Genomic DNA, 24,901 nt, shown 5'->3' with positions numbered 1-24,901 from the left:
TGAACAGCCTATTAAATAAAAGAATCTTCCCTCGCATTGCGTTCGCTTGCGAGGGTTTCTTCTATCAGCTTGAAGGAGGTAGTGGATATGTTAAAAGGAAAAAAAATACTTTTGGCAGTGTCTGGTGGTATTGCGGTCTATAAGGCGGTTGCCTTAACAAGCAAACTGACTCAGGCGGGAGCGGAGGTTAAGGTAATGATGACCGAACATGCGACTGAATTTGTCACACCGTTGACCTTTCAGGCGATGTCAAGAAACCCCGTGTATACGGATACTTTTGATGAAAAAGATCCTGCCAAGATTGCTCATATCGATTTAGCGGATTGGGCGGATATGGTGGTGATAGCACCTGCCACAGCAAATGTGTTAGGAAAAGTGGCAAACGGTATGGCTGATGATATGGTGACAACCACCTTGTTAGCTACCCAAGCTCAGGTATATGTAGCACCGGCTATGAATGTGCACATGTATCAACATCCAGCAGTAGTTCAAAACATGAAGACCTTAGAAACGTGGGGATATCGTTTTATTGAACCAGGAGACGGTTACCTGGCTTGTGGTTACGTAGGCAAAGGCAGATTGGAAGAGCCAGAAGAAATCGTGCAGGTGATTGATCGAGATTATCATCGACTAGGGCGATGGCAAGGAAAAAAGGTACTTATTACAGCAGGACCGACGAGAGAACCATTGGATCCGGTTCGTTATTTTACCAATTATTCTTCTGGGAAAATGGGCTATGCGTTCGCACAGGAAGCGGCAGAACAAGGAGCAAAGGTCTATCTAGTCTCAGGCCCAACCAATTTAACAGTGCCCCCATCGGTTGAGCATGTCCCTGTATCAAGTACGGAGGAAATGTTTGCGCAAGTGACCGCCTTGTATGATCAGGTAGATATTGTGATCAAAACAGCAGCAGTGGCCGATTATCGCCCAGTAGAAACCAGTGAGCAAAAAATCAAAAAAAACAAGGATCATATCACGATAGAACTTGAAAAGAATGTAGATATATTACGCTATCTAGGAGAACATAAAGAACGGCAATATTTGATTGGCTTTGCTGCGGAAACAGAAGACTTAGAGGCATATGGTCGGAAAAAGCTTCAGGAAAAGAACCTCGATGCCATTGTCATTAATGATGTCAGCCGTTCCGATATTGGCTTTGATTCTGATCAGAATGAAGTGGTTCTTATCACGAAAGCAGGAAACACGTGGCCCATCGAGCAAGCGAGTAAATCGGCGATAGCTGAACAAGTCATCGAACTAATTGATCGTGAAATAGGGAAGGGTTAATATGCAAATTGCCCAAGTGATTGTCGATGTCCCAACCAATCAGACAAACCATACTTTTGATTATTCCATTCCAGAACCGCTTGAAGCGATTGTGCAGAAGGGGATGCGTGTCTCTGTACCTTTTGGTCCTAGAAAAGTAATGGGCTTTGTCCTGGAAGTTACTTCACAAACCTCAGTAGAGAATGTCAAGCCCTTGGACGAAGTGATGGATATCCATCCCATTCTCACAGGCGAATTACTGGAATTGGGGATTTGGATTAGCGAACAAACAACCAGTTTTTATATACAAACACTGCAAGCCATGCTACCTCAAGTATTAAAAGCAAGTTATAAAAAAGAACTCGAAGCGTTGACGGAATCAGACTTGTCCCCAGCCTTTCAGACTCTTTTTGCTGGTCGAGCGGTTGTTGATTATCAAGAATTTCTAGAGCGCAATGGTGATTATAAGCAGCTGCGCAAAGAAGTGAACGATGGTCATGTGAAAATCAACTATCAAGTCAAATCTAAAGCGACTAACAAGACCAAGGTGTATATCGAGCCTGCTCAACCTGATCATTTATTGGATGAGGCATTGGCAGATATCTCTAATCGAGCGAAAAAACAAAAAGAAATACTACAGCATTTTATCCAGCATCCAGAGCCATTGGAAAAACAAGTGTTAATAAAACAATTGAAGTCTAGCACTTCTGCTTTGAATCAATTAATCGATAAAAAACTATTGCAAACCGTACGAAAAAAAGTATATCGTGATCCTTTTCAAGATAGTTCCTTTGAACGAACCGATCCATTGCCATTAAGTGAGCAACAGCAACAAGCCATCACGCCAATACATGAATCGCTGGATCACGCTCGTGATGATGTCTTTCTTCTGCATGGGGTGACCGGAAGTGGTAAGACAGAGGTTTATTTACAGGCGATTGCTAAGGTGTTAGAAAAGGGACAGGAAGCCATTGTGCTAGTACCGGAAATATCTTTAACACCACAAATGGTACAGCGCTTTAAGGGGCGATTCGGTTCCGAAGTAGCCGTTATGCACAGCGCTCTCTCCCCGGGGGAAAAATTTGATGAATGGACAAAAATTCAGAAACAAGAAGTCAAGGTAGTGGTAGGAGCACGTTCCGCTATTTTTGCACCATTTACTAATATTGGAATTATCATTATCGATGAAGAACATGAAACAAGTTATAAACAAGATGAGCAACCCCGGTATCACGCTCGAGAAGTAGCGAAATGGCGAGGAAAAGCTCATCAATGTCCGATCGTTTTAGGGAGTGCTACCCCTATGCTTGAATCCTATGCTCGAGCTCAAAAAGGGGTTTATCAGTTGCTGGATATGCCAGCACGAATGAATGAAACGGAGATGCCTCCTGTAGAAGTAGTCGATATGCGGGAAGAATTACATGCCGGCAATCGAACGATGTTTTCACGACAACTACTAGAAGCTATTCAAACCCGCCTTGACCGTCAAGAACAGGTCGTCTTGTTTTTAAATCGACGCGGTTATTCGACGTTCGTGATGTGTCGGGAGTGTGGTGAAGTGATGAAGTGCCCTAATTGTGATATTGCTTTGACCTACCATAAAAATACGCATCAATTGAAGTGTCACTATTGTGATTATCAAATACCAATGGTGAAGGAATGCCCTGCATGCGGCAGCCATTCGATTCGATATTTTGGAACAGGCACACAAAAGGTGGAAGAGGCATTAAAAGAGCAGATTCCCGAGGCTTCCATCATTCGCATGGATGTGGACAATACCAGACGGAAGGGATCACATAAGCGTCTATTGGATGCATTTGGCAGGGGAGAGGCTAATATTTTATTGGGTACGCAAATGATTGCCAAAGGGCTTGATTTTGAGAATGTGACGCTGGTTGGTGTATTGGCAATTGACACCATGCTGCATTTACCGGATTTTCGTTCCTCGGAGAAGACATTTCAGCTTTTAACACAGGTTAGCGGACGTGCGGGCCGGCATAAACTTCCGGGTGAAGTAGTGATTCAAACGTATACTCCTGATCATTATAGTATTCAACATGCTAGTAAATATAATTATGCCCAATTTTTTAGTGAGGAAATGATGATGCGTAAGGGATTTGGTTATCCGCCATATTTTTTCCTGACATTAGTTACCGTAACACATCCTAATTCTTTTAAGGCACAAGAAGTGACAAAAACGATCTGTAAGTTGCTATACAAGTATTTATCCGACGAAGCCAAGATATTAGGACCAACTCCTTCTCCAATGGTTCGCATAAATAATAGATATCGTTATCAGTGCATGGTAAAATATAAGGATGAACCAAACCAAAGAGACATTATTCGAAAAATACAATCGCATTATAATGATGAAATACTGCGGAACGATTTGACCATCCAAGTAGACTTTGAACCATACTCATTTATGTAAAGGAGTCATAACATGAAAAAAGTTATTTTTATGGGTACCCCTGATTTTGCGGTGCCTGTCTTAGAACGTTTATTGCAAGAAGGTTATCAAGTTGACTTAGTTGTCACACAGCCTGACCGACCTCGCGGCAGAAAACGTATCTTAACCGCACCACCAGTGAAGACGGCAGCTGAAGCCCATGATATCCCTGTTTTTCAGCCGGAAAAGATTAAGGATAATTACCAGGAAATCAAAGACAGAAATCCCGATTTAATTGTCACCGCTGCCTTTGGACAATTACTGCCAAAGGGATTGTTAGAGATTCCTGCTTATGGCTGTATTAATGTACACGCCTCGCTCCTGCCTAAGTTAAGAGGTGGTGCGCCAATCCATTATGCAATTCTAGAGGGTCACCAAAAGACTGGTATTACGATTATGTATATGGCAGAGAAATTAGACGCTGGGGATATTATCAGTCAGCAGGCAATCGATATAGCAGATCAGGATGATGTCGGTTCCTTGCATGATAAATTAGCCAAAACGGGTGCGGATTTATTAGCGAAAACAATTCCTGACATCTTTTCTGGTAAGGCGAAGCGAATCGTTCAGAAGGAGGAGGCAGCAACGTTTGCTCCTAATATTAAACGGGAGCAGGAGAAGATTGATTGGAAAAAACCTCAGCAACAAGTATATAATCATATTCGTGGCCTGCATCCGTGGCCTGTATCCTTTACGACCTGGCAAGGAAAAATCTTGAAAGTATATCGTGCCGAACGAACCAACCGCACAATCGATCAAGCGCCAGGTACGATCGTAGACATAACGGAAACGGGTATTGAAGTCGCGGTAGCCGCAAACCAAAGTCTCTTATTAACAGAGGTTCAGCCAGCGGGCAAGAAAAAAATGTCTGCGGCCGATTTTTATCGAGGTGTAGGAAGTAATATGAGTGCGGGAGAGATATTAGGTAATGAGTGATTATAATGTACGACAATTGGCCCTTGATTTATTAGTCCGAATAGGTGATCAAGGAGGCTACAGTCATCTGCTGGTGGACCAATGGCTGAAGAGGCATCGATTAGAACCACGCGATGCAGCGCTTTTGACGGAAATAACTTACGGTACGCTGCAGCGAAAATTAACATTAGCGTACGATCTGCAATCTTTCATTCAGCCAAAGAAGAAAACAGATCGATGGGTGCAATGGTTGATTTATTTGACTTTCTACCAAATGAAATATTTGAATCGAGTGCCTGACCATGCAGCTATTCATCAAGCGGTGGAAATAGCTAAGCAAAAAGGGCATAAAGGAATTGCTAATTTTGTCAATGGGGTATTGCGATCGGCTCAACGCAAAGGGTTCCCTGACTATCAAACCATCACAGACGATAGCAAACGAATCAGTGTTAGCACAAGCCATCCCGTATGGTTGGTGAAAAGATGGATAAAACAGTACGGACTGAAGCTGACCGAAGCAATGTGTCAAACGAACCTGACCCATAAGCCAACCTCTGTGCGAATACAGCCGATGAGAACAACCCGTGAAAGGATGCTGGATCGTTTGGAAGCAGATGGTATACAAGCCCGTTTGTCTAGTGTTTCGCCACAGGGTATGATCATTGATCAAGGAAATATTCGCAAACATCCTGCAGTTGCAGAAGGACTTGTTACTATTCAGGGTGAAAGTTCCATGCTGGTGGCAGAATTAATGGATATTACAGAAGGCATGAAGATTTTGGATGCTTGCAGTGCCCCAGGAGGCAAGACGACACATATCGCTGAAAAACTGTGCGATCATGGTATTGTTATTGCCAATGATCTTCACGAAAAAAAGACAAAACTAGTGATGCAAAAGGCAGAGCAATTAGGATTAACAGCTATTCGAACAGAGGCAGGTGATGCTAGAAAATTAGCAGAAACCCATGCAGCTGCTTCGTTTGACAGAATATTGATCGATGCCCCTTGCTCGGGTCTTGGAGTGCTGCGCAGCAAACCAGATATTCGCTATCATCGACAAGAACAGGATGTTACCACATTAGCGTCTATTCAAATAGAAATATTAGAAGCAGTACAGCCTTTATTAAAAAAAGATGGTAAACTAGTGTATAGTACTTGCACAGTAGATAAGGAAGAAAATGAACAAGTGATAGAGGCTTTCCTTGTACGTTATCCGAATTATCAGGTTGATCCGACTTTTTTTGAGGAGCTGCCCCAGATCGTTCAACAGTGTGCCGGGAAATCCAAATGGGGATTGCAATTATTTCCTCAGGATTTGAATAGCGACGGATTCTTTATCACGCGATTGGTAAAGAATGACGTATAGGAAGAGGTGTGATACATGAAATATGTGTTTCAAACAGATAAAGGAAAAGTACGTGAATTAAATGAAGACGCGGTAGATGTGCTGACTAATGAAAATCAATTATTAGCGATTGTTGCCGATGGAATGGGTGGGCATCAAGCTGGGGATGTAGCTAGTCATTTAGCAGTGGAAACTGTTACAGTCCATTGGAAAGAGTTAACCGATTCATTAGGGGAGCATAATGTCAAGGGATGGTTGAAAGATACGATTACAAAGGTTAATAATTTGGTGTATCATACAGCACAAACAGATGCGTCCTATCAAGGGATGGGGACCACTCTTGTGGTAGCAGTCTGTACAAAAGCTGCCATCACGATTGGCCATATTGGTGATAGCAGGGCATACTTAATCAATCAGACGGGCTTGCAGCAAGTAACTAATGATCATTCATTAGTTGGCGAGCTTGTGAGGAAGGGACAGTTGTCTGCAGAGGATGCACAAGTACATCCGCAACGGAATATTATACTCAAGGCCTTGGGCACGGAGGAAGATTTAGTACCAGATATTTACCAGAAGACTTGGGAGGAACAGGAACAATTATTGATTTGTTCGGATGGTTTAACTGATAAGGTAGATGACCAAGAGCTATATGACATCCTGATGAATAATGAGGTAAAACAAGCAAGTGAAATCCTTATCCAATTAGCAAATGACCGAGGTGGAGAAGATAATATCACCTTAACGATTGTGAAGAATGAGGATGCAGAAGTTGGTGAATCGTCATGTTAGAAGGAAAGATGCTTAATGAACGCTACGAGATTATTAAACTAATCGGTGGCGGCGGTATGGCCAACGTCTATTTAGGTAATGATCAAATCCTGGAAAGGCAAGTTGCTATCAAGGTATTAAAACTGGAGTATGCCAATGACCCGGAGTTTATCACCCGTTTTCATCGGGAAGCTCAGTCGGCTACTAGCCTATCTCACCCTAATATCGTCAACATATATGATGTGGGAGAAGAAGAACAAATTTATTATATGGTCATGGAATATGTGGATGGAATGACATTAAAGCAATACATACAATTGCATGCCCCCATTGAAGTGGGGGAAGTTATTGACATTATGACTCAAATTACGTCAGCTATCGCTCATGCCCATGCAAATGGCATTGTTCATCGTGATATCAAACCACAGAATATCCTTATTGATACCTATGGACAAGTCAAGGTAACTGATTTTGGGATAGCGGTAGCGTTAAGCGCAACGGCCTTAACGCAGACGAATTCTGTGATGGGATCGGTGCATTATTTGTCGCCGGAACAAGCACGAGGAGGAAAGGCCAACAATAAATCAGATATTTATTCTTTAGGAATTGTTTTGTTTGAATTGTTGACTGGGAAACTTCCTTTTTTTGGGCAGTCACCGGTGTCGATCGCCTTAAAACATTTACAAACAGAGACACCATCGGTAAAAGAATTCAATCCCAGAATTCCGCAGTCAGTAGAAAATATAGTGATCAAATCAACGGTAAAAGACCCATTGCTGCGTTATGCTTCCGTGCCCGAGATGGAAGATGACTTAAATCATTCCTTGGACCCGGATAGAATGAATGAACCCAAATATGAGCCGCCTGTCTCTGAGGATACGGTTACGAAGGCAATTCCTATCATTCAAGAAAATCAAGGAGAGGCAGCAGATGTGAATGATGATGCCACAATGGCTGCAAAACAAGATACCAAGAAGGTCAAAGATACAGTGGAGAAACAGCCAGCACAAAAAAAGAAAAAACGTCGCAAAAAAACCTTTATATGGGTAACTAGTTTATTCGTTATTTTATTTGGCGCAATTTTGCTTGCTTTATTTGTGTTTCCAAGCTTGTTTCAACCTAAAGATGTAACCATTCCAGATGTTGCAGGTGAAGATTACGACGAGGCCCATGAAAGCCTCACTGCTTTGGGATTGAATGTTGTCAAAGAGGAAAGAACGGATGAAGAAATTGAAGAAAACATTGTCATTGAAACCAATCCCGAAGCAAATGACGTGATCAAGGAAGGTCAGGATATCATGCTATTTGTAAGTCAAGGACCAGAAACAGTAGAATTTGATGATTATGTTGGCAGAGATTATGAACGGGTGGAAGAATTACTGGTCGATCAAGGATATAATGATGTCCGATACTATGAGGAATATTCAGATCGTCCTGTTGGTGAGATCATCAATCAAATTCAACCTGCACCGGATAATGAAGTGATTCCAAGGGAAACGAATGTTATTTTTGAAATTAGTAGAGGGCCGGAACAGATCAGTTTGAACCGTTTGGTTGGCTTGTCACAAGAGGAAGCGGAGACCTACTTAACCGATAACGAATTAGAGGTAAGTATCGAAGAACAGCATAGCGAAGAAGTAGAAGAAGGACACGTGATCGAGCAGAGCCCTGGTGCTAATGAACAAGTGGAAAAAGGCACCGAAGTAGAATTAGTTATTTCTTTAGGACCTGAACCACAATCGCCGGTAACCCATACTGAGAATTTTACAATCCCTTATACAGGCGAAGTGGATGAGGAATCAGAAGAACCTACTCCACAGACAGTAAGTATTTTCGTAGATGATATGGATCATGATGGCGCAGAACTTTACCAAGAAGAAGAAGAGATCACAGAAGAAACCACCTTTTCGATTGAATTGACAATAGCCCCTGGAGAAGAAGGCTCCTACCGCATATTGCGTGATGATGAGGTTATCCATGAACGAACATTAACATACGAAGAGGTAGAGGGTGAGTAAATGCCAAAAGGCAAGATTATTAAAGCATTAAGTGGTTTTTATTATGTTCAATATGAAGGTGGCATTGTCCAATGTCGTGGTCGTGGTGTTTTTCGGCAGAAGAAAATCTCTCCGCTTGTGGGAGATTATGTAGAATTCGAATATAATCATACAGATGAAGGGTATATTCTGTCGATTGATAAGCGAGACAACGAGTTGACGCGCCCACCTATAGCCAATGTCGATCAAGCCATTATCGTAACCTCTGTAAAAGAACCAGATCTTGGTTTACGTTTGTTGGATAAATTTCTTGTCTTGGTAGAAGCCAAAGCTATTGAACCTTTATTGTTTTTTACGAAAATGGATCTATTAGAGGAACAAGAAGCGGAAAAAATTAAAAAACAATTGGCTTATTACCAACAAATAGGGTATGTCGTGCAATTCCTATCCACCCAAGATGAACAAATCATAAACAGTGTTGCTCCCTACTTACATCAAAAAGTGTCTGTATTTGCGGGCCAATCAGGGGTAGGGAAAACCTCGCTGTTAAATAAAATCATTCCAGATCTTAATTTGGAAACTAATGTTATTTCAGAGAGCCTGGGTAGAGGGAAGCATACTACTCGTCATGTTGAGCTTATCCCGTTCAAGGGGGGATTAATCGCAGATACACCTGGTTTTAGTGCGCTTGATTTTAAGGATATGGAACTGGATGAATTACCACAATGCTATCCTGATTTTATGGCATTGAGTGACCAATGTAAGTTTAGAGGCTGTCTACATGTTCGTGAACCCAAATGTGCAGTGAAGGCGGCTGTGGAACAGCAGTTAATCCCTGAACAGAGGTACCAAAACTATTTGCAGTTTGTTGAGGAAATACAAAATAGAAAGCCGAGGTATTAGAATGAACACGAAGATAGCACCATCCATTTTGTCAGCTGATTTTTCAAAGCTAAAAGAAGAGGTGACGGATGTGGTTGCAGCTGGGGCCGATTATATCCATGTCGACGTGATGGATGGTCATTTTGTTCCCAACATCACATTTGGACCCTTAGTATTAGAAGCCATTCGTCCGATTACCGATATGACAATGGATGTCCATTTAATGATTGAAAATCCCGATGCATATGTGAAGGCATTTGCCGATGCAGGGGCAGATATTATCACGGTGCATGAGGAAACTTGTCCTCACCTGCATCGAACGATCCATCTGATTAAAGAATGTGGTGCAAAAGCTGGGGTAGTAATCAATCCCGCCACTCCAGTGGAAATGATAAAGCCTATCCTCCATGATATCGACTTGTTGTTATTTATGTCCGTGAATCCAGGTTTTGGTGGACAAGTATTTATTCCGGAAGTACTGGATAAAGTGAAACAAGCGGCTAAGTGGCGGGCAGAACAACATCTTTCCTTTGAGATGCAAATTGACGGTGGCATCAATCAATATACAGCCAAACAATGTGTCGAAGCAGGAATTGATGTGTTGGTAGCGGGAAGTGCCATCTTTAATCAGCCAGATCGAAAGGCTGCGATAGAAGCCATCAAACAATCTATTTAGATTCTGCGAGAAGAGAGGTTGACATATCTTGAAAATTGGTATAGTAGCAGGTGGTCCGGAGCGGGCGTTAGCTTCGTTGAGCACCTATAAAGAGGATATTGATATCTGGATAGCCGCAGATGCTGGAGCTATCTATTTAATGCAATACCATTTGCCTATACATGTTGCTATTGGAGACTTTGACTCGATTTCTGAAGAACAAAGACATGATATTCAACAGGAAGCAGAACGTTATAAGGCCTATCCCAAAGAGAAGAATGAAACTGATTTGGAATTAGCGGTGGAGGAGGCTTTTCGTTATCAGCCGTCAGCAATTTTACTCTTTGGGGTGACAGCTGGTCGATTGGATCACGAACTAGCAAATATTCAACTGCTATACCGGTTAATGGATCAAGGTGTGGATGTTACCATTGTTGATCGTCATAACCAAATACGCATGTTTCAGCCAGGTACATACCGAGTTTTAGCTAATACTAGTGAGTTGATTTCCTTTGTTCCCTTGTCTCCCGTCGTCAAGGGATTAACGCTTCATGGTTTTTATTATGCTTTAGAAGATTACTCCTTACATTGGGGAAGTACAAGATGTATTTCTAATCAAATTATTGCACATCATGGTACTTTTTCGTTTGATGAAGGCATATTAATAATGATAAAGAGCAAGGAATAAATAATATCGTGAAAAAGAGAAGGAAACGGCAACTTTTGTGACGGCTGTCATAAGCTATCATAGTGATGGGTGATTCCCATAAGTAGCTAAGGCTCGGAGGAGGGATATGATGAAATTCTATACTATTAAACTTCCAAGGTATATCGGCGGCTTTATTCGTGCTTTATTAGGCAATGGAAAAAAACAAAAATGAAAGCTTCTCTTCTGAGAGAGGCTTTTTTTCTTGTTAGCAAACGCACTATGATTTGTCTCGCCCTCTTCGTTATATGGACTTATTCTTTGTGAAGAAAGGCAAAGAACAAGCACTAAAATTCACCACAACTGCTGCACATCACCTATTTTGCCGGGCTTATATTACAGTCTTTGATATACTGGTACAAGCGGTTAATGGACACTGGAAACTAACCGCTTGAACAGAGTGCAATAATGCTTGCTTTTCTTTTCGATAATCTTTAGGTGAGCGATGATACTTTTCCTTGAATCGTTTGCTAAAATAAGACGAGTTGGTAAAACCACATTGAAAGGCGATGGTTGTAATTTCCGTATTAGTCTGAAATAATTTTACCGCTGCATTGGTTAAGCGTATATCATTGACATAGGAACTAAATGATAAACCTAATGCTTGAAATGCTTTTTGCAATGTCCTAGGAGAAACATAACATCTATTTGCTGTTTCTTCCAAACTCAACGAAGCATCCCAGAAATAGGTATGAATGAAAGAAGAGGCAGCAATGACCATTGATTCCATCTGTTTATTGGGAGCTATTCGGTTATTTTGCTGGATCCAATCTCGTAAAAGCGATAATAAATGATGCAATATCAATACATTTTCTCCTTTTGAACAATATTCAAGTTGCGTTTGCAACGTAAAAAAACTGTCTAGCAGATATCTAGCAAATCCAGAAGAGGCATCGATACTTTTACCCGAATTATACTCAGGCAATAATGCTTTTGTTTGAGGGGTTTTTTCAATGAATAGATTGATGCCCTCTGTTAATTTTTTTCGTTCGTAATGACTACTATTATTTAAATCAAAGATACCTAGTGAATAATCCTGTAAAGTAACCTCTTTATGAGAGAAACGATGGATTTCATGTCCTTTTTTGATCAATCGTAAACCGATGAAGGCTTTCTTGTCCCTCGCATTTCTAAAAAACACCCCATGAGACGCACCAATCACACTATACGTAAAAAGAACCTCATCTAGTTGGTGGATCTCAGAAGTGATGGTTGCATCCCGCTTTTCTCTAATCGTATAGCAATAATTCAATTGAGATAAGCCAACCGAATAATCTTGTGGTTTGGAAAATTTCAAATGAGTTGAATGTTGCGAATTCATGCTAGTACTCCTTTCGTATAATTGTTAAAACAAGAGGCGCTATAGTTATATCATTATTTGAATAGGTCTCTTATTATTTAATTATAAACATTGTTCAATAATTCACAATGTTTGAGCGACAATTGTAACAAATTATTAAAAATTAGGAGGTAGCTGTATGAAGTATGAAGCGTTATTTTCACCGTTGACAATTGGCTCAGTGGAAGTGCCAAACCGCATTGCCATGATGCCGATGGGCGTGTTTTCCCCTCGCTTAATGAACATGGAATCTGTAGCGTACACCCAAGAGGGAGCAGATTATTACATTGAACGAGCAAAAGGCGGAACAGGATTAATCATTACAGGACTCATGCCGATTATCAATGATATGGGATTCAGTATTTTATCCAATCCGACGGCATATGTAGAAGAAATGAAATATTTGATGGACGGTATCCATGAAACTGGAAGCAAGGTTTTCGTGCAATTGACATCGTTGACAGGTCGAGTGAATCACGGTTTGACAGGTGTCATCAAGGCGCCTGCTCCAATCCAGAATGTTTGGGATCCGACGAAAACAGATATAGGTATGACAAAGGAAGATATCCATACTTATGTCAGAAATTTTGCAGAAGGTGCTAAATTAGTGCAGGAGGCTGGCGGAGATGGTGTAGAAATCCATGCCGTTCATGAAGGTTATCTACTGGATCAATTTGCGATCTCGTTTTTCAATAATAGAACAGATGAATATGGTGGTTCATTAGATAATCGATTGCGAATCATTAAAGAAATTGTAGAAGCGATCAAAGAAAAATGTGGTCAGGATTTTCCCGTGTCAATGCGCTACAGTGTAAAAAGTTATGTCAAAGATTTTAACCGAGGTGCGTTACCAGGCGAAACGTTTGAAGAAAAAGGAAGAGATATCGAGGAATCATTGATTGTCGCACAAAAGTTAGAAGCGTTTGGTTATGATATGTTGAACTGTGATAATGGAAGTTATGACTCATGGTTCTGGCCGCATCCACCTATGTACATGCCGAAAGCTTGTAATCTAGAAGATGTGATGAAAGTGAAAGAAGTGGTGTCGATTCCGGTCGTTTGCGCCGGAAGGTTTGATAATCCAGAATTAGCAAATGAGGTTATCACAGCTGGGAAACTGGATATGATGGGAATGGGTCGCCCGTTACTTGCTGATCCAGAGCTTGCTAATAAGTTTGCCGAAGATCGGTTAGCGGATGTTCGACCATGTATTTATTGTCATCAAGGCTGTTTAGGCCGGATTTTCCAAGGTAAAGATATTTCTTGCGCCGTAAATCCTGCTTGTGGAAGAGAGAAAAGTTATGCGCTGCAACCAGCTAAAAAGAAAAAACGTGTATTAGTGATAGGAGGCGGATTAGGTGGAATGGAAGCTGCAAGAGTTGCCGCCATTCGCGGACATCATGTGGATTTGGTTGAAAAGGCAGGGCAACTTGGAGGCGTATTCGTGGCCGCTGCAACACCAGATTTTAAAGAAGATGATCGACAATTACTTGCTTGGTATAAAAAACAAATGGATGATTTGTCTATTCATATTCAATTAAATACACAGATTACGAAGGATCAGGTATCCGATTATGATGAAGTATTTGTTGCTACGGGTACCACTGAAAAAGTACTATCAACACCTGGATTTGATCAACCAAACGTGAGTTATGCCATTGAGACTCTATACAACGAAGAAATTACCGGCAAGAATGTGGTCATCGTTGGAGCAGGTCTTACCGGTTGTGAAATTGCCTATGACTTAGCTAAAAAAGGCAAAAAAGTAACGATTATTGAAGCGTCTGAAACGATTTTAAACGTGCCCGGTTTAGCTGCAGCAAATTATAATATGCTGATGGAATTGCTAGATTATTATCAAATAGAAGTCATCAAAAATGCTGTTGTAGATAAATTGGAAGATGGCATCGCACATGTAACAGAGACAATCAAGAACTATCCAAATGTTGCGAATCGCGCTCAGCACATGTTTGCGTTAGGAGCTGCTGGTATGCCAAAAGTTCATGAAATTCCGGCAGATAATATCGTTGTTTCTATTGGGTATCATCCCAATGATCAACTCTATCAAGAAATAAAGGCAGAAAATGTTTATCTAATTGGCGATGCCAAAAAACCAGCTAATGTGATGGAGGCTATCTGGTCTGCTTATGAGATAGCAATGAATCTATAAGCAATAGCGAATGACCGGCTCTTTGATGTATGAAAAACAAACTACATTATATTATTTGATGGTATGAATATAGTAAAATAGAAATAAACATGTGAATTGTTTCACTATAAAGAGGGGTGGATATGATGCGGAAGTATTTGTATATGTTCGTTTTCATCTTATTATTTAGTCTGTTGGCATGCTCCAATCAAGAAGAGGGTGAGGCCACAAGTGGTGAGCTATTATACGAACCCGGAACGTATACCGAGATTGTAGATGGTCATAATGGAGATGTAGAAGTAGAAGTTACCTTTACTGAGGATAGAATCGAGGCTGTGGATATTGTTTCACACAATGAATCACCAGATATCAGCGACAAGCCTCTTAACGAGTTTCCTAATCTGATCGTAGAAAATCAGTCACTAGCTATGGATGCAGTCTCAGGTGCCACCTATATTTCAGAGGCGATCCTGACAGCGGTGGAGGGTGCTGTCAATCAGGCTGGTGGAGATGTCGAGGCGTTGAAGAATGTACCTATTACTACCGAGCAGGTTGATGAAGTGGTTCCGATCGCAACAGATGTGTTAGTTATTGGATCTGGAGCAGCTGGTATGGCAGCCTCATTACGTGCAGATGAATTAGGAGCAGATGTGGTTTTACTGGAAAAAATGCCTTTTATAGGCGGGGCCATTTCTGTTAGTGGAGGTAACCAAGTTGTAATGGGATCTGAACTACAAGCAGAAGCTGGTGTAACGAATGATAGTGCAGAAAGTTTGATTCAAGACCTCTTAGAGAATGGTGCTCACATGAATGACGAAGAGACCTTAACTTTATTCGCTGAAAACGTTGGAGAATCAACCAATTGGTTGAACCAATATGTCGGTATTAAATACGATATGGAAGATGGTCTGCATGTCTTGGCAGAATACGAACATGACAGAGAGCTAGCTTATGTTAACGGCGGATCTGGATTTACGGAAACGGCTGAGCAAGCCATGGAGAATTCCGATATTGAACTATATACGTCCACTACTGCCAATGAACTTGTTGTGGAAAGTGGAAGGGTTGTTGGCGCTATTGCACAAGAAGATAGTGGTCGCACCTATGAAATTACAGCAGAGTCTGTTATTTTAGCAACTGGCGGGTATGGAAATAATGATGCATTATTGACTGATGAATTGAAAAATATTTTGTACTATGGAATAGAATCTGCAACAGGTGATGGTATTTTAATGGCTCAAGAAGCAGTTGCTGCGGACACTCAATTGATGAAATACGGAAAGCAATATCCCAATGGTGTAGAAGTTTCTGAAGGCATTGCCAAGTCTACTATTGGTGGAAACATCACTGCTTTTAATGAAGGTTCAGCTATTTTAATTAATGATGCCGGAGAACGTGTAGTGAACGAAAAAGCAAGCAATCGTGATATTTTGAAAGTGCAATTAGCAGAAGAGTCGCAAATGTTCTATCTACTGTTAGATGAAGAAACTTTTGAGATGTGGACACCTGGGTTAGCACATGCTGGCATTTCTGAAAGTGATATCGATGGCTGGTTAGAGAATAATGGTTCGGAAACACCTTATTTCATTCACGGTGATTCATTAGAAGATGTTGCAGAAATAGCGGATATAAATGTTGATGTGTTATCTGCTACAGTCGAACAATATAATCATGCGGTACAAGCAGGTTATGATGAGACATTTAATCGTCCGGATGCATTTATGAATAAGGAAGTGGAAGGAAATCATTTCTACTTGATTGAACAGAAGCCGCGATTTGCGACGACCATGGGTGGTTTAGTCTTGAATGGAGATTTACAAGTAATGAATACAGATCAGGATCCTATAGAAGGATTATACGCAGCTGGTGAAATAGAAGGAGGTGTCATGGGTGACGATTCTCCTTCAGGTGCCAATAATGCCTGGGCTTTAACCTCTGGAAAAATAGCAGCAGAAAAGGCATTTGAAACAATCGAATAATTTGGAGGAAGGTACGCCCTTAAGGTTGATACAAGCGCCTTGCAGCTAGCTTCGCAAAGATCAAATGAATGTTTAGAAAAACACTTGAGATTGCCACAATGACTTCTCAAGTGTTTTTGGTTGAGTTAAAAAAGAGGTTGAATTTCAGAAGAAAACAGCACCTTTGCTTTTGTGGTGCTAACTTTGTCTAGACTGTCATATGCTAAGAGAAGTAATAAAAACCAGGCAAGCTAGCTCGTTCCTTTATTACTATATGAGTTGAACTTATAAATGTAACAAAAATGTGTTATAAGCAAGTCTTTGCATTAATCTAGCTTGATCCATTCGCGTAAATGGATCAAGAGCACCTATCCGATCCATGAGACATGATTTCATTCAACTTATCGGTAGCGCGATTCGATCCAGGTCAACAACATTTCAAGTCCTATTATACCAAGGAACATATACTTTCTTTGCTTATAAAAAAAGGGGATAAACGTTCTGACACGAACGTTCTTCCCCTTTTCGATACTTCATAGAATTATACGCGCTCTACTTTACCAGACTTAAGCGCACGAGCCGAAACATACACACGTTTAGGTTTTCCATCAACCATGATTCGAACCTTTTGTACGTTTGCTTTCCACTTACGCTTGGTAGCATTTAATGCGTGCGAACGATTATTTCCAGTAGTCGTTTTGCGACCTGTTACAACACATTTACGTCCCATAATTTGTTCCCTCCTACTGCACTAACTCTTATTCATACTAAAATAATTTATCATAGTTTGCGCTAGAATGCAATCCCTATGTTAGCAGAGTACAGGATTGAGGAGCACAATGGCAGGAATTGAAATCATTCTGGAGTTGTGTTGAGGGTGTACAAGCTTATTCTTATGGACTGTAGAACGAGATTTGTTCTCTTCAGTCCGCGAGATTCATTCTTATGGACTGTAGAACGGGATTTGTTCTCTTCAGTCCGCGAGATCAACAGCGACTATTTTCACAAGAATCATTGTAAAAAGATTCATCCGCGACGCTGAGCAGAGTATGAGGAGATGCTCTTAAGTTCCAGGTTCAATAAATGTATATGGTTAACCATTAATAATAGTAGAATTGCTTAAGAAATATGAAGAAGATCGCTTGACATAGCGCTCGTTTTCCTACATTCTATAATGGAACAACATATTTTTTCAGCTAGTGGGACGACACCGATTACATTTCCTACCACACAAGGAGGATGCACAATGTCGATTGAATTAAAAATGCAAGATGGTTTAGTGACCATTACTAATGAAGTGATTGCAACGATTGCTGGGGGAGCGGCAATCGAATGTTATGGTATTGTTGGGATGGCTTCCAAGAAACAATTACGTGATGGTATTGCAGAAATATTACGGAAAGAGAACTTTGCAAAAGGGGTGATTGTCAGGCAAGATGGAGAGGATGTCCATATTGATATGTACATCATTGTCGGATATGGTACCAAAATATCTGAGGTTGCCCACAATGTCCAATCTCAAGTAAAATATAATCTGGAGAAAACGCTAGGCTTAAAAATTAAATCGATTAATATATATATACAAGGTGTTCGTGTAATCCAGGAATAGGATATCTTGCCTTTAGCATAATGTGAAGAAAATGGAACAGAAGAGGAGGAACGTACTGGTGGTGCAAAAAAATATCGATGGCGCCATGTTTGCCAACATGGTGTTAGCTGGAGCAAATCATTTAGCGAAAAATGCAGATAAGATCGATGCCTTAAATGTTTTTCCTGTACCAGATGGGGATACGGGCACCAATATGAATTTATCGATCACTTCGGGTGCGAATGAAGTGAAAAACGTGAATCAGGATCATGCCGGCACTGTAGCTAATGCCTTTGCCAAGGGGTTGTTAATGGGGGCAAGAGGTAATTCTGGTGTGATACTGTCGCAATTATTTAGAGGGTTTGCCAAAGCGATAGAAAAAAACAAGGATTTGGATGTGGATGGGTTCGTTGCCGCACTGGAAGGCGGCGTGAATACGGCCTATAAAGCTGTGATGAAACCGGTGGAAGGTACGATTCTAACCGTAGCAAAGGACACAGCCGAAGAAGCGAAGCAAATTGCTGCTAAACAACGGGATGTAGTGACCTTTATGGAACAAGTAGTTAAGGCAGCAAAGACGTCGTTAAAGCGTACGCCAGACTTGTTGCCTGTCCTTAAAGAAGTGGGCGTGGTAGATAGCGGCGGGCAAGGTTTAGTGGTTATTTATGAAGGCTTTTTGGCTGCTTTAAAAGGTGAAGCATTGCCTGAACATACGCAAAGTGATACGATGGATTTAGACCATTTGGTAAATGCAGAACACCACAAACAGGTGCAAGATTTTATGAACACCGATGATATCCAATATGGTTATTGCACGGAATTTATGGTCCGTTTTGAAGAAGATAAGCTTAAGGAACACCCTTTTGATGAAGAGACATTTAGAAAAGAATTAAGTGAGCATGGAGATTCTCTTTTAGTTGTTTCTGATGACGAAATCGTAAAAGTACATATTCATGCAGAGTACCCAGGGGATGTCTTTAACTTAGGACAGCGCTTTGGCAGCTTTATTAATCTAAAGGCAGAGAATATGCGTGACCAGCATTCTAACATCGTGAAGAAGGAAGAGAAGAAGGAGAAAGCAGCCTTCGGAGTGGTAACCGTGGCGGTTGGAGATGGTTTAACCGAATTACTGAAGAGTTTAGGTGCTACCGTAGTGTTGCAAGGTGGTCAGACTATGAATCCAAGCACACAAGACATAACAGATGCTATCAATGAGGCTAATGCAGAACACGTTTTGATACTGCCAAACAATAAGAACATTGTGATGGCCGCAGAACAAGCCGCAGAACTAGCTGAAGTAGAAGTCGCTGTTGTACCGACAAAGACGATCCCGCAAGGAATGGCGGCCCTACTCGCTTACAATCCAGAACTCGCTTTATCGGATAACAAAGAGGCAATGAGTGAAGCTTGTCAACATGTAAAAACGGGGCAAGTTACGTATGCGGTGAGGGACACACAAATTGATGGAATCACCATTGAAAAAGGTCATTATATGGGCTTAGCTGACGGAAGCATCAAGGTATCCAATGCCGATAAACGTCAGGTGATTGAAACGCTTTTATCAGACATGATCGATGAAGACGAAGATGAAATTGTAACCGTCATTCGTGGAGAAGATACAACAGAGGACGAAGCAGAGGAGATTGTTACCTTTGTAGAGAACCATTTTAGCGATATAGAAGTGGAGTTGCACGACGGTGGTCAGGCGGTCTACCCTTATATCTTTTCGATTGAATGAGGACAAAAAAGCATTAACTAAAAAGCTCTATCCATTTAAGTGGTAGGGCTTTTTTACAGCTAAGAAGCGCCATCTAACATTGCGTTATCTAGCTGTCTCCCCCCTTTTTGAATAGAGTAATGGATGCTTTTTTAGGCGTAGTGAGGTGAAAACATGAAAGAGATCAATGTGCAGCAAATTAAAGCAGTAGGACCTAAATTAGCAGAAAAATTTGCGGAAGTCGATATTAACACCTTGGAAGATTTACTCTACTATTTTCCTAATCGATATGATCATTATGAACAGAAACCCTTACAAGAATTAATCCATCAGGAGAAGGTAACGATTGTTGGACAAGTCATCCAGGAACCAATCGTCAATTTTTACTCGAGAAAGAAATCAAGAGTAGTAGTGAACTTGCGTGTGGAAGGAGCAGTTGTTAAAGGAATTATTTTTAATCGTTCCTTTGCCAAGAAACACTTTATCCCCGGAGAAACGGTATCGGTGAATGGGAAATGGGACCAACATCGCTTACAAATTATCATTGATAGTTATAAACGAGGAGAAACTGCCGAAAACAGTCCGATTACGCCGATATATTCGAGTAAGGGAGATATCAAAAATGGCCAACTGCAAAAAGTGGTGAAGCATGCTCTGGATGAATTTTCTGATCAAATAACAGAGATTTTGCCACAAACATTATTAGAATCATACAAACTGCCTCAGCGAGCAGCAGGGATTCGTCATATGCATTTCCCCGGGACTTTTCAGCATTTAAAACATGCCAAGCGTCGTTTTATCTATGAAGAGTTATTGCTTTTTCAATTAAAGATGCAGTTACATCGTAAACAAAATCGGGAAGAGACGACGGGAAACGCCCAGGAAATCCAATGGTCTGAGGTGAAGTCGATGATTCTGCAGATGCCTTTTTCTTTAACCGATGCGCAAACACGGGCATTGGATGAAATAAATAAAGATCTGCAATCTCCTTACCGAATGAACCGACTGCTTCAGGGAGATGTTGGTTCTGGGAAGACGGCTGTTGCGGTTATCAGCATGTATGGCACGATCACTGCGGGTAAACAAGCAGCGTTAATGGTACCAACTGAAATTCTGGCCGAGCAACATGAGGAATCCTTGCGCGATCTGCTGCCAAATACCGTCACTGTTCGTCGTTTAACAGGTTCGATCAAAGGAAAAAAAAGAAAGGAAATCCTGCAAGAATTGCAAGACGGAACTTGTGACATCATTATTGGTACTCATGCACTTATACAAGAGGATGTTCATTTTGCTCGTCTGGCTTATGTCATTATTGATGAACAACATAGATTCGGGGTTCACCAGCGCAATACCTTACGGGAAAAAGGAATACTGGCGGATATTCTCTATATGACAGCTACCCCGATTCCGCGTACCTTATCGATTACTACATTCGGAGATATGGATGTTTCCAAGATCGATGAAATGCCTAAGGGGAGAAAACCGATTGAAACCTATTGGGTAAAACATAATATGTTTAAACGTACGATCAATTTTGTTTATAAGGAAGTAAAAAAAGGGGCACAGGCTTATATTATCTGTCCATTAATTGAGGAATCGGATAAATTGGATATTCAAAATGCCTTGGATTTGTTTTCTCAACTGCAGGAAGTGTTGAAAGATAAGGCGACGGTGGGTTTAATGCATGGCCGTCTTTCAACAGAAGAAAAGGCGCAGGTGATGAGTGATTTCGCGGAGAACAGAGTTGAAATCCTTGTATCTACTATTGTTGTCGAGGTAGGTGTCAATGTACCAAACGCAACGGTCATGGTTATTCATGATGCCGATCGTTTTGGACTATCACAGCTGCATCAATTGAGAGGGCGTGTAGGGAGAGGCAAAAAACAGAGTTATTGCATTCTCGTTGCGGATCCGAAAGGCGAGGTTGGTAAGGAACGAATGAGGATTATGAGCGAGACGAAAGATGGATTTGTTTTAGCTGAAAAGGACTTAGAATTGCGTGGCCCGGGAGACATCTTTGGCGTCAAACAAAGTGGGCTGCCTGAATTCCGTTTGGCGGATTTAGTTCACGATTATCGGGCACTAGAAACAGCGAGGACAGACGCCGTCGAAATGATTGAACAAAAACGTTGGTTAGACGAAGCCTATCATCCCTTATTCTCTTATTTGGCAAAAGAGGTTAACATGGCGAAACAATTATTACCTTAACGACACTTGCATAATCTCTAGTGGTATTATATATTACTATTAGTACCTAGTCATAAAGTGAAACTTCATTCAGTGGATCTTTCACTGAATGTTAGTTGAACCAATCGGGCCGTTACTGGCTGTTAGACCTCGTACCAAGAAACATTGAGCCTTCTTTATGTTTGAAAAGGTGGTCTTACCAGCCAGTTACACTGCGATAAAGTGAAACTTCATTCAGTGGATCTTTCACTGAATGTTAGTTGAACCAATCGGGCCGTTACTGGCTGTTAGATCTTGAAAATAACGTTCAGTCTTCTTAGAAAGGATCTTCCAGCTGTTTACACCAGCTAGTTAGAAAAGATGGTATCGAAATGTCCCTGTATAGCGGCTCTAATGTACAGTGGGATTAGCTGGATACTAAGGAGCATGACATGGAGTGTAATAGATGAGGAGATCAAAAAAGGAAAGGCAAGGTTTATTACAGGAGACTATTCAAGCAAAACCCTTTATCACAGACGAAGCACTGGCTGAGCAATTTCAAGTAAGTATTCAAACGATTCGGCTTGATCGAATGGAGTTGAATATTCCGGAATTGCGAGAAAGAATTAAATCAATGGCAACCTATAATTGGAATGAAACGGTCAAATCACTGCCGATTGATGAAGTGATCGGAGAAATAATCGATTTGGAATTGGATGACCGCGCTATTTCGATGTTAGAGATTACACCAGAGCATGTCTTTTCACGAAATAAGATTGCACGTGGGCACCATTTGTTTGCACAAGCTAATTCATTAGCCGTTGCGCTTATCAATGATGAACTGGCGCTTACCGCAAACGCCAATATTACCTTTGAACGACAAGTAGTACAAGGGGAGCGAGTCATTGCCAAGGCGAGGGTGCTCGATACAGAAAGGAAACAAAAACGTACTGTAGTAGAAGTACAAAGTCAAGTGGACAATGAAGTTGTCTTCACTGGAGTATTTGAGATGTTTCGATCTAATCAAGAGAAAGAAGGGAATCAAGCATGAGACTAGCGATAGACGCCATGGGCGGTGATCATGCCCCGAAAGAGCTGGTATTAGGTGCTGTAAAGGCGGTTAAAGAATTTGCTGACTTACAGATTACCTTAATCGGCGATGAGGCCAAAATAAAAGAACATTTGGAGGATCATTCTGCGATTTCTGTGATTCATACGGAAGAAAAGATTACAAGTGAAGATGAACCCGTTAAGGCGGTTCGTAAAAAAAAGCAAGCCTCTCTTGTCTTAATGGCCAATGAGGTGAAAGAAGGAAGAGCAGACGCCTGTATATCTGCTGGAAACACTGGAGCATTGATGAGTGCCGGTTTATTTATTGTGGGTAGAATCAAAGGGATTGATCGTCCAGCTTTAAGTCCAACCCTTCCAACAGTGGATGGTCAAGGCTTCTTGCTGTTGGATGTAGGTGCCAATGTTGACGCCAAACCACAACACTTGCAGCAATACGGTTTAATGGGATCCATCTATATGGAAAAAGTAGGACAAGTGGAACGGCCAAAGGTTGGCTTGTTAAATGTTGGGACAGAAGTGGGTAAAGGAAATGAATTAACGAAGAAGGCTTATCATCTTTTATCCGAATTACCGATAAACTTTGTTGGCAATGTGGAAGCTCGTGATCTGCTTCAAGGGGTAGCTGATGTAGTAGTTACCGACGGCTTCAGCGGCAATATTGCTTTGAAAACAACAGAGGGAACGGCACTTACTCTTTTCTCGATGGTGAAGGATAAACTGATGACGAATACGAAAACAAAAATCGCTGCAGCACTTGCGAAAAATGAACTTAGGGGACTGAAGGATCAATTAGATTACTCTGAATATGGTGGTGCTGCGTTATTTGGTCTATCTGCCCCAGTTGTGAAGGCACATGGTTCTTCCAATCATCAAGCCGTTTACAGTGCGATTCGACAAACTATCCGTATTGTGGAAAAAGACGTTATTCGTAAGATTACAGAAGACGTCCAACAAATGAAGGTGACAGGTGAGGAGGAATAAGAGATGAAAAAAGTAGCATTTATCTATCCGGGGCAAGGTTCACAAGCCGTTGAAATGGGAAAAGATTTATATGAAACCTATGATACAGTGAAGGCATTATTTGATTCGGCCGATCAGCGTCTTGGCTTTGATTTAACATCCATCATGTTTGACGGACCGGAAGAGACATTAACAAAGACAGAATATACCCAACCTGCTTTGCTGTTAGTAAGTACGGCATTAACGAGTTTACTAGCAGAAGAAGGCATCCGGCCGGTGCAAACAAGCGGGCACAGCCTAGGAGAATATAGCGCCTTGGTTGCTGCGGATGCGTTAGCAGTGGAAGATGCTGTGAGTCTCGTGCATCAACGTGGGAAGTTAATGGAGCATGCCTACCCTGCTGGTAAGGGTGCCATGGCAGCCGTCTTAGGAATGGAACAAGGCACCTTACATAGTGAACTGCAAGCTATTCAGAAAGAGACTGGTGAAGTAGTAGAGCTTGCTAACTTAAATTGTCCTGGTCAAATCGTAATTTCGGGTACCCGAACAGGAATAGATACGGCGGTAGGACGGTTAAAAGAAGCTGGGGCAAAACGTGTATTACCGCTATCTGTAAGTGGACCGTTTCACTCTAGTCTGATGAAACCTGCTGCTGCGGATTTGGCAAAGGAAATCGCTGCAGTAAACTGGTCTGATGCTAATATTCCAGTCTATGCCAATGTAACGGCCAAACAAGTAACGGACAACGCACAGATTAAGCAATTATTGGTGGAGCAACTCTATTCGCCAGTACGCTTTCAAGAGATATTGGAGCAATTAGTAAACGAAGATCTTGATGCCATCGTAGAAGTAGGAAGCGGCAAGGTGTTATCTGGTCTCGTGAAAAAAATTCATAGAAGAACCAAGACTTTTTCCGTACAAGATGTGCCAACATTACAGGCATTTATAGAATGGATGAAGGAGGAATAAT

The 24,901-nt window shown here is 41.3% G+C and carries 20 protein-coding genes; 18 read left to right on the top strand and 2 right to left on the bottom strand.

The features are described from left to right. The first annotated feature begins 87 nt into the window (after positions 1–87). The 10 genes from coaBC (at position 88) to spoVM (ending at position 11,158) form a co-directional block, all read left to right on the top strand. Positions 88–1,287, top strand: coding sequence for a bifunctional phosphopantothenoylcysteine decarboxylase/phosphopantothenate--cysteine ligase CoaBC (coaBC, locus tag BN6556_RS17685; RefSeq protein WP_066194037.1), 1,200 nt, complete (start codon positions 88–90; stop codon positions 1,285–1,287). Position 1,288: 1 nt separating this feature from the next. Continuing rightward, positions 1,289–3,697: a primosomal protein N' gene (priA, locus tag BN6556_RS17680; RefSeq protein ID WP_066194034.1), complete on the top strand. Its 2,409-nt coding sequence runs from the start codon at positions 1,289–1,291 to the stop codon at positions 3,695–3,697. Between the two features lie 12 nt (positions 3,698–3,709). Beyond that, entirely contained in the window at positions 3,710–4,651 is a 942-nt protein-coding gene (fmt, locus tag BN6556_RS17675) for a methionyl-tRNA formyltransferase (protein ID WP_066194031.1), read from the top strand. After that, positions 4,644–5,996: a 16S rRNA (cytosine(967)-C(5))-methyltransferase RsmB gene (gene rsmB / locus BN6556_RS17670; RefSeq protein ID WP_066194028.1), complete on the top strand. Its 1,353-nt coding sequence runs from the start codon at positions 4,644–4,646 to the stop codon at positions 5,994–5,996. Before fmt ends, rsmB begins: the two co-directional genes overlap by 8 nt. Before the next feature lie 15 nt (positions 5,997–6,011). Further along, positions 6,012–6,764 (top strand): Stp1/IreP family PP2C-type Ser/Thr phosphatase, encoded by a 753-nt coding sequence (locus tag BN6556_RS17665; protein WP_066194026.1) that lies wholly within the window; start codon positions 6,012–6,014, stop codon positions 6,762–6,764. After that, positions 6,758–8,761, top strand: coding sequence for a Stk1 family PASTA domain-containing Ser/Thr kinase (gene pknB, locus BN6556_RS17660; protein WP_066194023.1), 2,004 nt, complete (start codon positions 6,758–6,760; stop codon positions 8,759–8,761). Before BN6556_RS17665 ends, pknB begins: the two co-directional genes overlap by 7 nt. Continuing rightward, on the top strand, positions 8,762–9,643 hold the full coding sequence (gene rsgA, locus BN6556_RS17655; RefSeq protein WP_066194020.1) for a ribosome small subunit-dependent GTPase A: 882 nt from the start codon (positions 8,762–8,764) through the stop codon (positions 9,641–9,643). It abuts the gene before it with no gap. Between the two features lies 1 nt (position 9,644). After that, complete coding sequence (gene rpe / locus BN6556_RS17650) at positions 9,645–10,298, top strand: ribulose-phosphate 3-epimerase (RefSeq protein ID WP_066194017.1); 654 nt, start codon at positions 9,645–9,647, stop codon at positions 10,296–10,298. Between the two features lie 28 nt (positions 10,299–10,326). After that, positions 10,327–10,965 (top strand): thiamine diphosphokinase, encoded by a 639-nt coding sequence (locus BN6556_RS17645; protein WP_066194014.1) that lies wholly within the window; start codon positions 10,327–10,329, stop codon positions 10,963–10,965. 106 nt (positions 10,966–11,071) lie between these two features. Then, positions 11,072–11,158 (top strand): stage V sporulation protein SpoVM, encoded by an 87-nt coding sequence (gene spoVM / locus BN6556_RS22860; RefSeq protein WP_078060143.1) that lies wholly within the window; start codon positions 11,072–11,074, stop codon positions 11,156–11,158. 156 nt (positions 11,159–11,314) lie between these two features. Here spoVM and BN6556_RS17635 read toward each other — a convergent pair whose 3' ends face one another. Then, on the bottom strand, positions 11,315–12,304 hold the full coding sequence (locus BN6556_RS17635; RefSeq protein ID WP_066194008.1) for a helix-turn-helix transcriptional regulator: 990 nt from the start codon (positions 12,302–12,304) through the stop codon (positions 11,315–11,317). A gap of 157 nt (positions 12,305–12,461) precedes the next feature. Between BN6556_RS17635 and BN6556_RS17630 the strand changes: the two genes are divergently transcribed. Continuing rightward, on the top strand, positions 12,462–14,492 hold the full coding sequence (locus BN6556_RS17630; RefSeq protein WP_066194003.1) for an FAD-dependent oxidoreductase: 2,031 nt from the start codon (positions 12,462–12,464) through the stop codon (positions 14,490–14,492). Positions 14,493–14,614: 122 nt separating this feature from the next. Then, the gene (locus tag BN6556_RS17625) at positions 14,615–16,450 is read left to right on the top strand and encodes an FAD-dependent oxidoreductase (protein ID WP_205410336.1); all 1,836 of its coding nucleotides are present in this window, start codon (positions 14,615–14,617) and stop codon (positions 16,448–16,450) included. Positions 16,451–16,970: 520 nt separating this feature from the next. Here the strand turns inward: BN6556_RS17625 and rpmB are convergent. Beyond that, positions 16,971–17,159, bottom strand: a complete 189-nt coding sequence (gene rpmB, locus BN6556_RS17620; RefSeq protein ID WP_066194000.1) for a 50S ribosomal protein L28 — start codon at positions 17,157–17,159, stop codon at positions 16,971–16,973. Positions 17,160–17,675: 516 nt separating this feature from the next. Here rpmB and BN6556_RS17615 point away from each other — a divergent pair. The 6 genes from BN6556_RS17615 (at position 17,676) to fabD (ending at position 24,900) form a co-directional block, all read left to right on the top strand. Next, positions 17,676–18,038, top strand: a complete 363-nt coding sequence (locus BN6556_RS17615; RefSeq protein ID WP_066193998.1) for an Asp23/Gls24 family envelope stress response protein — start codon at positions 17,676–17,678, stop codon at positions 18,036–18,038. Positions 18,039–18,096: 58 nt separating this feature from the next. Next, entirely contained in the window at positions 18,097–19,755 is a 1,659-nt protein-coding gene (locus tag BN6556_RS17610) for a DAK2 domain-containing protein (protein ID WP_130860024.1), read from the top strand. Positions 19,756–19,908: 153 nt separating this feature from the next. Further along, positions 19,909–21,942: an ATP-dependent DNA helicase RecG gene (recG, locus tag BN6556_RS17605; protein ID WP_066193992.1), complete on the top strand. Its 2,034-nt coding sequence runs from the start codon at positions 19,909–19,911 to the stop codon at positions 21,940–21,942. Between the two features lie 424 nt (positions 21,943–22,366). Further along, on the top strand, positions 22,367–22,951 hold the full coding sequence (gene fapR, locus BN6556_RS17600) for a transcription factor FapR (RefSeq protein WP_066193989.1): 585 nt from the start codon (positions 22,367–22,369) through the stop codon (positions 22,949–22,951). Continuing rightward, on the top strand, positions 22,948–23,952 hold the full coding sequence (plsX, locus tag BN6556_RS17595) for a phosphate acyltransferase PlsX (protein WP_066193986.1): 1,005 nt from the start codon (positions 22,948–22,950) through the stop codon (positions 23,950–23,952). Before fapR ends, plsX begins: the two co-directional genes overlap by 4 nt. A gap of 3 nt (positions 23,953–23,955) precedes the next feature. After that, positions 23,956–24,900: an ACP S-malonyltransferase gene (gene fabD / locus BN6556_RS17590; RefSeq protein ID WP_066193983.1), complete on the top strand. Its 945-nt coding sequence runs from the start codon at positions 23,956–23,958 to the stop codon at positions 24,898–24,900. Position 24,901 lies beyond the last annotated feature (1 nt).

The sequence above is a fragment of the Gracilibacillus timonensis genome (genome assembly GCF_900086715.1).
In the GTDB taxonomy this organism is placed as follows: Bacteria; Bacillota; Bacilli; order Bacillales; family Amphibacillaceae; genus Gracilibacillus; species Gracilibacillus timonensis.
Note: the sequence above shows the minus strand (reverse complement) of the source record. Positions and strands in the feature narration are given on the sequence as shown.

Coding starts and splice junctions, on each gene's coding strand:
- coaBC (WP_066194037.1), top strand. CDS start 88: ATGTTAAAAGGAAAAAAAATACTTTTGGCAGTGTCTGGTGGTATTGCG.
- priA (WP_066194034.1), top strand. CDS start 1,289: ATGCAAATTGCCCAAGTGATTGTCGATGTCCCAACCAATCAGACAAAC.
- fmt (WP_066194031.1), top strand. CDS start 3,710: ATGAAAAAAGTTATTTTTATGGGTACCCCTGATTTTGCGGTGCCTGTC.
- rsmB (WP_066194028.1), top strand. CDS start 4,644: ATGAGTGATTATAATGTACGACAATTGGCCCTTGATTTATTAGTCCGA.
- BN6556_RS17665 (WP_066194026.1), top strand. CDS start 6,012: ATGAAATATGTGTTTCAAACAGATAAAGGAAAAGTACGTGAATTAAAT.
- pknB (WP_066194023.1), top strand. CDS start 6,758: ATGTTAGAAGGAAAGATGCTTAATGAACGCTACGAGATTATTAAACTA.
- rsgA (WP_066194020.1), top strand. CDS start 8,762: ATGCCAAAAGGCAAGATTATTAAAGCATTAAGTGGTTTTTATTATGTT.
- rpe (WP_066194017.1), top strand. CDS start 9,645: ATGAACACGAAGATAGCACCATCCATTTTGTCAGCTGATTTTTCAAAG.
- spoVM (WP_078060143.1), top strand. CDS start 11,072: ATGATGAAATTCTATACTATTAAACTTCCAAGGTATATCGGCGGCTTT.
- BN6556_RS17635 (WP_066194008.1), bottom strand. CDS start 12,304: ATGAATTCGCAACATTCAACTCATTTGAAATTTTCCAAACCACAAGAT.
- BN6556_RS17630 (WP_066194003.1), top strand. CDS start 12,462: ATGAAGTATGAAGCGTTATTTTCACCGTTGACAATTGGCTCAGTGGAA.
- BN6556_RS17625 (WP_205410336.1), top strand. CDS start 14,615: ATGATGCGGAAGTATTTGTATATGTTCGTTTTCATCTTATTATTTAGT.
- rpmB (WP_066194000.1), bottom strand. CDS start 17,159: ATGGGACGTAAATGTGTTGTAACAGGTCGCAAAACGACTACTGGAAAT.
- BN6556_RS17615 (WP_066193998.1), top strand. CDS start 17,676: ATGTCGATTGAATTAAAAATGCAAGATGGTTTAGTGACCATTACTAAT.
- recG (WP_066193992.1), top strand. CDS start 19,909: ATGAAAGAGATCAATGTGCAGCAAATTAAAGCAGTAGGACCTAAATTA.
- fapR (WP_066193989.1), top strand. CDS start 22,367: ATGAGGAGATCAAAAAAGGAAAGGCAAGGTTTATTACAGGAGACTATT.
- plsX (WP_066193986.1), top strand. CDS start 22,948: ATGAGACTAGCGATAGACGCCATGGGCGGTGATCATGCCCCGAAAGAG.
- fabD (WP_066193983.1), top strand. CDS start 23,956: ATGAAAAAAGTAGCATTTATCTATCCGGGGCAAGGTTCACAAGCCGTT.